Origin of the sequence: Chroococcidiopsis sp. CCNUC1 (assembly GCF_023546805.1) — a bacterium.
GTDB classification, from domain to species: domain Bacteria; phylum Cyanobacteriota; class Cyanobacteriia; order Cyanobacteriales; family Chroococcidiopsidaceae; genus Chroococcidiopsis; species Chroococcidiopsis thermalis.
The window spans coordinates 1,083,098-1,096,406 of sequence record NZ_CP097480.1 but is presented as its reverse complement, the minus strand read 5'-3'; the positions used below and the strand labels follow the sequence as shown (position 1 = coordinate 1,096,406).

Genomic DNA, 13,309 nt, shown 5'->3' with positions numbered 1-13,309 from the left:
CAATTGATTCCAATCTATGATGCATCAGATCGTACGTTTTATCCGCTCAATTTTATCCGCATTTAAGATCTGGCAACGCTTGCTTGCCGTATTAACAATTGTAACTATCTTGTTTTGGGTTGTCTGTTCGGAAACGGCGTTAGCTGATTCAGTTATCAGGAGTCGGGAGTCGGAAGCTTCCACATTAATTCCGAATTCCGAATTCCGAATTCCGAATTCTTCTCAGTCAATCCAACCTTATTACAAGCGTGTGAGCCAGGATTTAACCGAATTTCGTCTCAGTAATGGGATGAAGTTTATTGTCTTGGAACGCCATCAAGCACCAGTTGTATCTTTTCTGACCTATGCTGATGTGGGTGGAGTTAACGAACCAGTAGGTAAGACAGGTGTGGCTCACTTTTTGGAGCATTTAGCATTTAAAGGTACGACGCGAATCGGTACGCGAGACTACACCGCAGAAAAACCGCTGTTAGAAAAATTAGACAAATTAGCAGCAGAAATTACCGCAGCCAAGACAGCGAAAAATGAGGCAGAAGTTACCAAATTGCAAGCGCAATTTGAGCGAGTAGAAGCTGAAGCAGCCCAGTTAGTTAAACAAAATGAGTTAGGGCAAATCGTCGAACAAGCTGGAGGTGTAGGTTTAAATGCCAATACTTCGACAGAAGCAACGCGGTATTTTTACAGCTTTCCCGCCAACAAACTAGAAATGTGGATGTCGTTGGAGTCAGAACGTTTTCTCGAACCCGTGTTTCGAGAATTTTACAAAGAAAAAGATGTAATTTTAGAAGAACGACGGCTGCGGGTAGAAAATTCGCCTATCGGACAAATGGTGGAAAAGTTCCTCGATACTGCTTATCAAGTCCATCCTTACAAGCGTCCCGTTATCGGTTACGAACAAGATATTCGCAACTTAACGCGGGCTGACGTGCAGCAGTTTTTCGATACTTATTACATACCGAGTCAATTAACGATCGCAATTGTCGGTGATGTTAATCCCCAACAAGTAAAACAGTTGGCTCAAGTTTATTTTGGACGCTATCGCGCTAAAGTCGCTCCTCCTAAGTTGACAACAGTAGAACCAAAGCAGCAAAAAACGAGGGAAGTGACGCTCAAATTACCGACTCAACCTTGGTATTTAGAAGGCTACCACTGTCCGGGGATTAACGATCCAGACTATGTGGTTTATGAAACGATTGGCAGATTGTTGAGTAACGGACGTACATCACGACTCTATCAATCTTTAGTAGAAAAGCAACGCCTAGCTTTATCAGCTCAAGGTAGTAGTGGATTTCCGGGGAATAAATATGAAAATTTAATGCTATTTTATGCTTTGACAGCTCCAGGGCATACAGTTGATGAAGTGGGGACAGCGATGAGAAAAGAAATCGATCGCCTCAAAACCGAACCAGTTTCAGCGATGGAATTGGAGCGAGTCAAAACACAAGCTAAAGCAGATTTATTGCGATCGCTCGACTCAAATATGGGGATGGCACAGTTATTGTTAGAGTACGAAGTCAAAACAGGTTCCTGGCAAAATTTATTTAAAGAACTAGAAGCGATTTCTCAGGTATCGTCAGCCGATATTCAACGAGTTGCACGACAAACTTTCATCCCCAAAAATCGTACAGTCGGGCGGTTATTATCTTCTTGAGGGAGTCGGTAGGGGCTGGTTTCCAAACCCGCCCGTACAGGGGTCGGAAGTCGTGCATGAAAATACTTTTAATTTCTTGAATTATCTCTCACCCATCAACAACTACCAACTACCAACTACCCATTACCAACTACCCATTACCAATTTCCAATTCACATGGACAAACTACAAAAATTACTGCAAGATGACCTTCCTCGCTTAGGTACATACTTTTTAGATATGACAGCGGTACAGGGAGATGGGGTTTTACTTGTCAATTACTACCCTAATGATGCGATCGCTCAAATGGAGGCAAAATTTCTCAAAGCAAGTGTGATTCCCAAATATTCAAGACAAATGGGATTAGCCGATCTAGTCACACAATTTGAAGCACACGATCGCCAAACTCAAATGGTGGTGGCTGTCGTTACACCAGAGACGAAGGGGACTCTAACTGTAGAGGTATCGTCTACACCCCCACCAGCACCAGAACCAGAGACAGCCAAACCAGAAACCGCCAAACCCGAAACAGCTAAATCGACTACCAAGCCTAAAGCCAAGGGGAAAACTTCTACTCGGACAACTGCTAAATCTCCCGCACCAGAACCCGCACCGCAACCAGAAACCGCCAAACCCGAAACAGCTAAATCAACTACTACCAAGCCTAAAGCCAAGGGGAAAACCTCAACTCGGACAACTGCTAAATCTCCCGCACCAGAACCCGCACCAGAACCCGCACCAGAACCCGCACCGGAACTAGAAATAGCTACATCCCCGGCTAAATCAACTACTACCAAGCCTAAAGCCAAGGGGAAAACCTCAACTCGGACAACTGCTAAATCTCCCGCGCCAGAACCCGCGCCAGAACCCGCACCGGAACCAGAAACCGCCAAACCCCCAGCTAAACCAGCGAAACCACCTACCAGACACAAAGCACGGCGCACTCCGCCTCGGACAGCCGCAAGGCGAAGAAAGGCAACTTAGAGTCAACATCCATTTGCTAAACATTCGGCAAATATTCCCAAAAATTAGCACAAGAAACTGTAAATTTAGCGCTGTAGGATCGTTTGCATAGCTGTAAGCCAGGATGCAAATGACTCTTTCATATACGGTAAAGCTGATTTCAGTCGCTTTCGCATTGGCTAGCGTGGGACTGGATACGACAAAAGCGATCGCGCAGACGATATATCCATTTAATGGTAACTATGACACAAGAATCGAGATCGTACCGATTGACGAGGAGCTATCTCAATCGATCGAGTTAGCTACGAGTTCCGATCCTGAAGCCCCTTATGGTCTAACTCAGTATGAAGGATTAATCTACGCGCGAACCGATCCTGCAACTGGTGCGCTTAACTTTGATACCAATCCCGCTACGTTTGGCTTACCAGATCTACCACCAGGTTACATCGTATTTGAGGGAGAAGGCACGGATAACAAATTGCGAGGAACTGCCACGGCTACGGCTACACTTGACCGGGAAAATCTGACGGGATCTGGTTCCGGTACGCTGACAATTACAGGTGGCGAAGGCATATTCACAGGCGCGACTGGAACGCTAGATTTTACTCAAGTCGATCGACTTAACCCAGATCCAAACGTTCTTTCGCTTGAGGGTGATGCTGTCATTACTGGCTCAATCGAAACAGTCCCAGAACCAGGAGGAGTAGGAACGCTGGCTGGTGTCGGTGTTATTGGCGCTGGCTTACTGCTACATCGCCAACGCCAAAAGTTGACCAAAAACACTTAAGACGATCGCCGCCGCCCTTGACCGAATAAAATCGCTTTAGATTCTTCGGTGACAGATGGCGCAGTACTAATTTCGTCAGCCTTAGCATAGGCACGTTGCACGGCAGGACGTGCTTTTATGCTCTCAAACCAGCGTTTAAGATTGGGAAAGTCATCTAAATTTTGCTGTTGCGTCTCGTAGGGTACGATCCAGGGATAAGCTGCCATATCCGCGATCGAGTAACTACCTGTGATAAAAGGTAGATTTGTCAGCCGTTCGTCGAGTACGCCATATAATCGTTCGGTTTCCTTTACGTAGCGATCGATCGCATAAGGAATTTTCTCCGGTGCGTAAGTGACAAAGTGGTGATTTTGTCCCAGCATGGGACCCAATCCACCCATTTGCCAGAACAGCCATTGCATTGTCTCGACGCGATCGCGTAGGTTATCTGGTAAAAATTTTTCCGTTTTTTCTGCCAAATATTGCAGAATTGCCCCCGATTCAAATACGCTTATCGGTTCGCCACCATCAGGGGGGTCGCGATCGATAATCGCCGGAATTTTATTATTAGGTGAGATCTTGAGAAATTCTGGGTCGAACTGTTCGCCCTTAGCAATATTGACAGGTTTGATTTCGTAAGGTATCTCTGCTTCCTCAAGAAAAATGGTAATTTTATGTCCGTTTGGAGTTGTCCAATAGTAGAGTTCGATCGTCATGGCAATTCATTCGGAATGCATAAACTCTTCGATCGTAACTGGAATTGTTGAGTGGTTGGTAGTTGGTAATTGGTAATTGGTAATTGGGTGGTGCGTGGTGCGTGTTGATAGGGTATGGAGTGTGGGGTGTGGTGTGACTAATTTCTCCCTTGTCCCTCTTGTCCCCTCAGCTCCCTCAGCTCCCTCAGCTCCCTCAGCTCTCTTCAGGAGGCAAATCCACGCTGTAGAGGGTGTCCCCGGCTAAATTGTGTAGGGTGACGGTCATCACTTCACTGTCGCGATCGATTTTGACCATACCAAAAAACTGTAACCCTTCCGAAGGGGGACGATTTGGCTTAGTTCCCTTTGGCAAACTGTTAAATTTCACCTGCGGACCAAAAGTACTATCTAGCTCGTTAGGTCCAAATGTGCCTGAGTTTAAAGGACCCGCGACAAACTCCCAAAAAGGCTTGAAATCAGTAAATTGAGCTTTGCTGGGGTCGTAGTAGTGAGCGGCGGCATAATGTACGTCTGCTGTCAACCAAACCACATTGCGGATATTTTGCCGCTGAATGAACTGAAACAAATCTGCAAACTCTAGTTCTCGCCCTAGAGGCACGCCGTTATCCCCATTTGATAACGCTTCATAAGCTGTTGTCCCATCTGGAATTACTAGTCCAATTGGCATATCGCTAGCAATGACTTTCCAGGTGGCAGTTGAGGTGAGTAATTGTTGCTTCAACCAGCTGACCTGAGCTTTACCTAAAAATGCTGTCTCGTCGCTTGCCTCAGTTTGGCGATTTGCCGAGTTTGCGCCTCGATAGCTGCGCTTGTCGAGCATGAAAATGTCTAGCATCGCTCCGTACTGAAACGAACGATAAATCCGCTCTGGGTCGTTAGGATCGAAGCGAATTGGCTGGTATTCTAGAAATGCTTGTCTTGCCCGTTCTGCCAGAAGATTCACATCTTTAACCTGATAACGGGCATCTGTACCGACATCTGTAAGAATCTCGCCCGGATACCAGTTGTTTGTGGTTTCGTGGTCGTCCCACTGAACGAGTTGAGGGACTTCGGCATTGAAACGGCGGACGTTTTCATCGAGTAGGTTATAAATATAGTTGCCGCGAAACTCAGTTAGTGTTTCTGCTACCTTTGCTTTTTCTGGTGTGGTGATGTTTTTCCAAATGCTACCATCATCAAGTTTGACTTCAGCCAAGATTGGATTATCAGCGTAAATCGTATCGCCAGAGTGGATGAAGAAGTCTGGATTGAGTTGTCGCATGGTTTCATAGATCTTCATGCCACCAAATTCTGGATTAATTCCCCAGCCTTGTCCGGCTGTGTCTCCTCCCCAGACAAATTTAATGTCGCGTTTTTTAGTTGAAGGAGTGCGAAAAGTTCCCGTGACAGGAACGCTCGAAATACTGGAGTTGTCCAAATCCTGAAAAGTAAATCGGTAGAAGATTTGCTCGTCGGTTGGCAGTCCTGATAGGTCAACGCGGACTGTAAAGTCAGTTGCTTCTAAGGCTGGCGCTCCAATAATTCGTCGGACATGGCGAAAATTTTCACTCGTACTGTATTCTACGATCGCTCGTGCGGGGCGATCGCAACGGCTCCAAACTACGGCACGATTCCCCGTGATATCACCACTGGCAACTCCATAAGGGATTGTCGGGCGCATTTTGTCTGAGGTCACAATTCCTGGCGCTTGTGCCTTAACTTGTCGGGATGGCGACAACAAACTGGCAGCTACAGCCCCGCTGGTGAAAGCCGAACCGAGCAGAAATGAGCGACGGTTAATTTGTCGCAAGTTGAAATTCATAAGTATTTCCTTTAGTTTGGCAAGGGAAAATCGAAACAATATCGAAAACCTTAATTTTGATAAGTCAAAATAAACTACCAAAAAGCTCAATTCATGCGCTTCGATTTAGCGCGATCGCTATCCTGTTAGTAGTTAATGACGTGAAAGTAATCTTGAAAAAAAAAAGAGTTTACGGCAGTAATTTAAACAAATCTCGCTCCGCAGTCAAGCAGCAAAAATTAACCTTAACTTAACTATTTGATGATGTTAATCGTATTTGCGATCGCTCAGACCAAATTTTAAGAACAATTACCTACGATTAGAAATTTGGCATTTATCATTTATTGTAAATTTATCCGCAGGCATCTTAACTATAGAAGCTATACCAATCGCTCGTACTAGCTTTATATAAGCTTTCTCATACTCCTGAGAATCGATCGATATAAGCAAAATTACTCGGAGGGATTCAACATGAATCTGACTGGACTAAAATGGACTAAAAATGTAAAAAATCAAGATGGTAGATATTGGGCTTATAAGGATAAAACTGAATATATTGAACCAGCAGAAAATATTTTTGGTTTACATTGAAAATTCAACCAATATGAAAACGCTGGCAAGCCTCAAAAAGACAATTTTATCATTTTAAGACAGCACGCCAGGGTCACTCATGTAGTTCGAGTTATAGATAACGAGTTGTACAAAGAGTTGACAGCAAAAGAATTTAGCTTTTATCGGATGGTAAAAACGGTTTGGATAGCTAATGATGGCACAATCCGCCAACTTACGAGCAAGTTTTCGGTCAAAAAATCTTTTTTCCGAGAGATGGAAAAGTTATCGACTTAGAGAATATGAATGTTTTTCAAGAAAACTGGAATTCAAAAGCAGGATTGTTAGCTTTTCAAAAGCACGTTCAACAACTACTTCAAATCAGCTAACGGATTGCAATTGCTAACTGATAATTTTTGAAATGTTTAAATGGATGGTGAGTATTGCTTACCTTTATTTTTGATATTTATTTTGACACTATTTTTTGATATTATTTAATTGCGATCGCCACTCATTACTGACTCGATCATGACTTGGCAAACTCTTGGCTTAGAGCCCCATTTATATGATTACTTATTATCTATTTCATTGCGAGAACCAGAGATTTTAACGCAACTACGTCAAGAAACTGCCCGTCACCCATTAGGTAAGATGCAAATTGCACCCGAACAGGGTCAATTTATCGCCTTATTGTTGCAATTAATCGGAGCAAAGAAAACTTTAGATATCGGTGTATTTATGGGTTATAGTTCTTTAGTCATGGCATTAACATTACCCATTGATGGTATAGTCGTAAGCTGTGAAAAGAATGAGGAATATGCTGCGATCGCCCGTCATTGGTGGCAGCAAGCAGGCGTAGCACATAAAATTGACTTGCACGTTGCACCAGCCAAGGAAACCCTTCACCATCTCATAGAAACAGGTGCATCTGAAACATTTGATTTTGCTTTAATTGATGCAGACAAGAGTAATTACGATAGCTACTACGAACAAGCACTTCAGCTTATACGTCCAGGCGGATTAATTGCAATTGATAACGTTTTATGGTCGGGACGAGTTGCCGATCCACAAGTCCAAGATAATCGCACTAAGAAATTACGCACCTTAAATCAAAAACTTCATCAAGATAAGCGTATTACTCTCAGCCTTGTACCAATTGGAGACGGTTTAACTCTGGCAAGAAAGGTAATGAATGCTAATTGCTAATTGCTTCCTTATCTCTCTTGTCCCTGCTTCCGCAACTCCCGACTCCCGACTCCCTGTTTCAACTTTTCTTGCTGGCGGCTTCTCTTCTCCTCGGTAAGAGTATCAAAGCAATCAGGACAAGAAATTCCCTCTTCGTACTTTTCAGATTGTTTATCTAATTCCGAAAGTGGGTGTCCGCAACTACGACACATTTCATAATTACCTGGTACTAAACCTTGTTGTACAGCTACCCGTTCGTCAAATACAAAACACTCTCCTTGCCACAAACTTTCTTCAGATGGAACTTCCTCTAGATATTTTAAAATTCCACCTTTGAGGTGATAAACTTCCTGAAATCCTTGAGACAGCATGAAAGATGAAGCTTTTTCACAGCGAATTCCTCCCGTACAAAACATTGCTACCTTTTTATGTTGGTCGGGATTGAGATGTTGACGCACGTATTCAGGAAATTGGCGAAAAGACTGAGTTTGTGGATTTTGCGCTCTTTGGAAACTTCCAATTTTTACTTCATAATCATTGCGGGTGTCAATCACAACGACTTCAGGATCGCTAATAATTGCGTTCCAGTCTTGAGGGTTGACATAAGTACCGACTTGCTGACTCGGATCTGCTTCCGGTATTCCAATGGTGACGATTTCCCGCTTCAACTTCACCTTCATCCGCTCGAATGGGGGTGCTTCAGCACGTGATAACTTGTACTCTAAGTCTGCCAGACGCGGATCGGAGCCGAGAAAAGCAAATAGGGAATCAATTAAACTTCGGGAAGCAGCTGCAATTGTGCCATTAATTCCCTCCTCTGCGAGTAGAATTGTCCCTTTCACCCCTTGAGACAGGCAGTAAGACAGTAACGGTTCGCGTATTTCGGCGCAGTCTGGTAAGCTGACAAACTTATAAAATGTGGCGATAACCTGAGTCATGGCTTTGAATGAGTAGAAATTTCTGAAATATTTTTGGTAATTTTGCTCGTTTAGCTCTTGACCATATTGTTTTAGAGTAGCTATAATAACAAAGTTGTCGAAAAAACGACAGCAAACTCACGACTCGCGGGGGTTTAGCTCAGTTGGTAGAGCGCCTGCTTTGCAAGCAGGATGTCAGCGGTTCGAGTCCGCTAACCTCCATATTTAGTTATTAATTATTTAATCCCAACTACCGAATCGACTCTACACTTCTGACTTGCTTGTCAAATAAATCGGTCAAAATACTCATAACCGATCGCTTGCGAATAATAATCCCAGCATTGACTCCCATCCCAGATTGTAAGGAAATTGGTCTGCCATTCACCGATAAATTTTGCGATTCTAATTGAATTCTGGCAGGAAAAGCGTAGTATTGCCGCTCTTGAGTTGGTGCTAAAGCATCGGAACCAACCCAAGTAATTTTTCCTTTGAGTGTACCGAATTCTGTTGAGGGAAAGGAATCGACTCGCACTTCCACTTTCATTCCCTCGCGCACGAAGCCGATATCTCGATTTGTCAGATATACCGAAGCAACCAAATTATCGTTGGGAACGATTTTTAAAATTGGTTTTGTATCGCCAATCACAAAACCCGCCGCACGAGGCTGCAAGTCAAATACAGTTCCATTCACTGGAGATTTAAGCTGCTGATATTTGACAGATTGTACGGCTTTACTAATTTGCGCGTCAATTTCTGCTAATTTTGTCTTATTTTCCAATCGCTTTTGGCTTAATTGACTATCAATCTCCGCTATTTTTTTATGATTTTCGGCAATTTTACTATGAACTTCTTTCGCTGAGGTGGCAATTGTATTTTGTAATTCTTCCTTAGCTCGATCGATAGAAATTGCTAGCTTTTGTTGTTCGGCTGTTAGGCGATCGACCTCTCCTTGTTTGGTAATAACTTCCTGTTGCTGGCGTTCGTATTGAATTTGAGAAATTGCCCCTTCTCCAGTTGCCAAGGGAGTAATTCGCTTTAAAATTTGGTTGTTGACCTTGAGAATTTGCTTCGCCGTTGCTAGTTCTTTGGCAGTCTGCGATCGCTGTTTTTCTAATTCTTGAACTTGCTTCCGCGCTGCCTCAACTCTCGATTGAATTTCATTTTGACTGGCTGTCAATAATTGACTTTGATTATTTGCAAAATCCGTCGTTTCTCCAGAAGCAATATTACCACCCTTTAAAACATTTTGAAAATAGCGATTTTCCGACATCAAATCGGCGCGTAACTTCAGTAGAGAAACCAGATCGGCACTTCCAGAAATTACAGGTTTACTACTATTAATTGCCTGGTCGTAAAACTGATTTTCTTGTACTAAACTAGAGCGAACTTTTGTGAGAGAATCTAAGTCAGCTTGAGGTGAAGTCGGGTCTAAAGTGACTAAAAGCTGATCTTTTTTCACGCTCTGACCGTCTTGAACGTGAATTTCTCGTACCACTCCCCCGTGGGAGCTTGAATTTCTTTAACTGCCCCTAACGGCTCTAATTTACCCGTTGCGACTACAGTTTGATCGAGTTTAGCAAATGTTGCCCAGGCGATCGCCGAAGTTGTCGCGCCAACAATCAGCCAAATAAACAAATGCGACCACAAAGCAGGACGGTTAAGTACTACTGATGAATTTAAAAATTGTTCCTCAGATTTGGCTAACGGTTCGGTATTCATAGTTGCGATTCCTATTGTCGATGGCGGTATCCGTATGTAGGGGCGCACAGAGAAAGCGCCCCTACACGAGGGGAATATTTACAGTTGCGATTCCTGTTGTTGGTAGAGACAGAAATAACGTCCTCTCAAAGCCATTAATTGTTGGTGAGTGCCTTGTTCTACCACCACGCCTTTATCCATCACCAAGATCGCATCGGCATTTTTGACTGTGGCGAGACGGTGGGTAATGAAAAATACGGTGCGCGAGTGAAATGCTTCTGCCAAATTCTGACAAACCTGCCGTTCCGAATCGTAATCGAGGGCGCTGGTGGCTTCGTCCAAAATCAGCAATTTGGGATTTTGCAGTACCGTACGGGCGATCGCAATCCTTTGTCTCTGTCCCCCCGACAGTGACGAACCCCGTTCCCCAACGTTGGTGTTGTAACCGTTGGGTAAAGACATAATAAAGTCGTGGGCGACGGCAATTTTCGCAGCGGCAATAATTTGCTCTGAACTCGCTTCTGGATTCGTTAGAGCAATATTTTCTTGCACCGTGCCGTTGAATAACAACGTGTCCTGTAACACCATGCCGATTTGTCGTCGCAGGGAATACAACTCAACTTTGCTGATATCGTAATTGTCAATTTGAATCGTCCCTGTGGTTGGTTCGTACAGACGCGGTAACAACTTCGTTAGGGTACTCTTACCCGAACCACTCTGCCCGACAATCCCGACAAACGTACCCGCAGGAAATTCTAGATTTACATTAGTCAGTTGAAACACACCGCTGTTGCCAAAGCGAAAAGACACGCCATCAAATTTGACTGCCCCTTCAATTTCAGGCATTGGCAGTTGCGCCCGGTTTGCCTCGTCTACTTCTGGGTGTGCGTCGAGAATATCACCCAAACGCTCGATCGATAAAGCAGTTTCTTGGAAGTTTTGCCACAGTTGAATCAACCGCAATAAGGGACTGGTGGTGTAGCTAGAAATGATTCGAAAGGCGATCAATTGTCCCAGGGTTAATTGTTGGGAAATCACCAAATATGCCCCAACCCACAACAGTAATAGCCCAGAAAACTTATTGAAAAATCCGCTCACCGAACTTGCCGTAGTGGAAGTCACCACGGTATTAAACCCAGCGCTGATGTAACGGGCGTAGCGTTCGTACCAGTGCCAGCGCGATTTAAGTTCGATGTTTTGCGCTTTGACTGTTTGAATTCCCGAAACAACTTCTACTAAATAAGACTGAGTATCGGCGTAGCGTTCTGCTTTCACCCGCAGTTGTTTGCGGACGATGGGCGCGACGAAAATTGTCAACAGGGCAAAGACTGGGACTGTTGCCAGGGCTACAAGTGTCAGTATCCAACTGTAAAAGAGCATCACAGCGATGTAGATCACCGAGAACACGGCATCTAATACAACTGTCAGTGCCGTACCCGTGAGGAATTGGCGGATATTTTCTAACTCGTTGATACGTGACGCTAATTCTCCGACGCGGCGGCGATCGAAATAACTTAAAGGTAGACGTAACAGGCGATCGATCACTTCCGAACCCAAAGCAATGTCGATGCGGTTCGTGGTATCGACAAATAAATAAGTTCTGACTCCCGTGAGCAAGGCTTCAAATAGCGCTACCCCAAGCAACAAAATTCCCAGGACGTTTAATGTATCCAAAGCACCGTTGACCAAAACTTGGTCGATAATGACTTGGGTAACGAGGGGATTGGCTAAACCAAATAGCTGCACGAAAAATGACGCGATCAAAACTTCGATCAATACGCCACGATGGTGGGCGATCGCCGGTAAAAACCAGCGCAAGCTAAATCTTTCCGTCTTTTCCCCCGGACGCGCTTGTAACAGCAATACTTGCCCTCCCTCGCCCCAAGCACGGGCAAAATCGGCAGGGGTTTGACGGTGAATCCCGATTTCGGGAACGGCAAGCGTCAGTTCTTTGTCGTCGCAGGCGTAGAGAATTGCCAAGCTATCGTGATAGCGGATTAAAGCAGGAGTTTTGATCCGCGCGATCGCTTTGCTGGGGACTTGAATTAATTGGGCGCTCATGCCCAACATCTCGGCGATCGCGCCGCAGCTTTGCAAAGAAATTGTTCCGAGAGATTTCTGCTGATTTTCCAATACCCGCCGCACCGTGTCCCGTCGCCACGATACGCCCAAATATTGACACAACATTTGGAAGCAAGCCATCGCCGCGCTAATTTCTCCCTGTCCGCGCACGAAGGGATATTTAACGGATTTGGTGTTGGTTGCTGGGGCTACTGGGGGTTGTTCTGGGGCGTAGGGAACTTCTAGATCGGTAGGAGCAAGTACGACGGGCATAGTTCGTTCGATTTCCTGGGGTAATTTCACGCCCAGCAGCCGCACCCCTGGCTCTGTAATTGTGGGGGCTGAACCGTTCAGCTCGAAACGGTTGCCGACAATCGCCTCCGCTCCACTACTAATCAGCCAAGTGCGATCGCCACGCAATCGCGTCCCATCTGCTTGCCCTGGGGCTAAATTCAGTACCTCAACGGACGGACTCAGTTGAAATACCAAGTCTTTCAGTTTCGTGGCACTGTCGGCGCGACGTTGGAGTTCTAAGCTCAAGAGTTCGCACAATTCCGCAGGAGAAAATTGCACTTTGACGTGTTGGGCAAAAGTCGGTTCGGTTGAAAGACTCGCTAAAAAGTCGGCGGCGGGAATCGCAATACAAATGACTTCCGTAGAGGCGATCGCGGTTTCACAGGGAATGTTGCGAATCAAACCCGCCCAACCTAAGACGGTTTTCGGTTCGACTAAACCCAAACTTACGGGGCTTTGCTGGCGGCGATCGTAGCCTATTAATCTAGCAGTACCTTGGTAGATAACTAACACCTGCGTCGGCATTTTTTCCCGCACGAGTAGCGGTTGCCCGATCCGATAGCGCCACAAGTGACATTTCGTTGCTAATTCCTGTAAAGTCGTTGCTGGCAGCGGATGAAATAAATTTGTTTGAGCGAGAAATGCCTGAAATTGAGAGCTAGAAATAGTAGCTGTCATGACGAATTCAAAATTCAAAAGTTAAAAGTCAAAATATTCCAAAATCAGAATTTGCAGATCGATCGGCTTGAT

At 44.9% G+C, this 13,309-nt stretch carries 10 protein-coding genes and 1 tRNA gene; 5 read left to right on the top strand and 6 right to left on the bottom strand.

Going from position 1 to position 13,309, the window contains the following annotated elements:
• Positions 1 to 16 precede the first annotated feature (16 nt).
• From M5J74_RS05125 to M5J74_RS05115, 3 genes are all read left to right on the top strand, one after another.
• On the top strand, positions 17 to 1,651 hold the full coding sequence (locus M5J74_RS05125) for a pitrilysin family protein (protein WP_015153034.1): 1,635 nt from the start codon (positions 17 to 19) through the stop codon (positions 1,649 to 1,651).
• 156 nt (positions 1,652 to 1,807) lie between these two features.
• Complete coding sequence (locus tag M5J74_RS33110) at positions 1,808 to 2,614, top strand: hypothetical protein (RefSeq protein ID WP_305883621.1); 807 nt, start codon at positions 1,808 to 1,810, stop codon at positions 2,612 to 2,614.
• A gap of 109 nt (positions 2,615 to 2,723) precedes the next feature.
• Complete coding sequence (locus tag M5J74_RS05115; protein ID WP_015153032.1) at positions 2,724 to 3,380, top strand: hypothetical protein; 657 nt, start codon at positions 2,724 to 2,726, stop codon at positions 3,378 to 3,380.
• Here the strand turns inward: M5J74_RS05115 and M5J74_RS05110 are convergent.
• Both M5J74_RS05110 and M5J74_RS05105 read right to left on the bottom strand, forming a co-directional pair.
• Positions 3,377 to 4,075 (bottom strand): glutathione S-transferase N-terminal domain-containing protein, encoded by a 699-nt coding sequence (locus M5J74_RS05110; RefSeq protein WP_250015735.1) that lies wholly within the window; start codon positions 4,073 to 4,075, stop codon positions 3,377 to 3,379. The genes M5J74_RS05115 and M5J74_RS05110 overlap by 4 nt on opposite strands.
• 193 nt (positions 4,076 to 4,268) lie before the next feature.
• A complete protein-coding gene (locus M5J74_RS05105) occupies positions 4,269 to 5,876 on the bottom strand; it encodes an alkaline phosphatase (protein WP_250015733.1) in 1,608 nt (535 codons plus the stop codon).
• A gap of 1,056 nt (positions 5,877 to 6,932) precedes the next feature.
• Here M5J74_RS05105 and M5J74_RS05100 point away from each other — a divergent pair.
• A complete protein-coding gene (locus M5J74_RS05100; protein ID WP_106217023.1) occupies positions 6,933 to 7,610 on the top strand; it encodes a class I SAM-dependent methyltransferase in 678 nt (225 codons plus the stop codon).
• Positions 7,611 to 7,618: 8 nt separating this feature from the next.
• On the opposite strand, the gene M5J74_RS05095 is transcribed toward M5J74_RS05100, so the two are convergent.
• Positions 7,619 to 8,527, bottom strand: a complete 909-nt coding sequence (locus M5J74_RS05095) for a rhodanese-related sulfurtransferase (RefSeq protein WP_015153027.1) — start codon at positions 8,525 to 8,527, stop codon at positions 7,619 to 7,621.
• 128 nt (positions 8,528 to 8,655) lie between these two features.
• On the opposite strand from M5J74_RS05095, the gene M5J74_RS05090 reads away from it, so the two are divergent.
• Positions 8,656 to 8,728, top strand: a tRNA-Ala gene (locus tag M5J74_RS05090).
• 28 nt (positions 8,729 to 8,756) lie between these two features.
• On the opposite strand, the gene M5J74_RS05085 is transcribed toward M5J74_RS05090, so the two are convergent.
• The 3 genes from M5J74_RS05085 to M5J74_RS05075 all read right to left on the bottom strand — a co-directional run bounded on the left by M5J74_RS05085 (position 8,757) and on the right by M5J74_RS05075 (position 13,237).
• Entirely contained in the window at positions 8,757 to 10,001 is a 1,245-nt protein-coding gene (locus M5J74_RS05085) for an HlyD family efflux transporter periplasmic adaptor subunit (protein WP_250015726.1), read from the bottom strand.
• Positions 9,962 to 10,225, bottom strand: coding sequence for a hypothetical protein (locus M5J74_RS05080; RefSeq protein WP_250015724.1), 264 nt, complete (start codon positions 10,223 to 10,225; stop codon positions 9,962 to 9,964). Before M5J74_RS05080 ends, M5J74_RS05085 begins: the two co-directional genes overlap by 40 nt.
• Positions 10,226 to 10,303: 78 nt before the next feature.
• On the bottom strand, positions 10,304 to 13,237 hold the full coding sequence (locus M5J74_RS05075; RefSeq protein WP_250015722.1) for a peptidase domain-containing ABC transporter: 2,934 nt from the start codon (positions 13,235 to 13,237) through the stop codon (positions 10,304 to 10,306).
• Between the last annotated feature and the right edge of the window lie 72 nt (positions 13,238 to 13,309).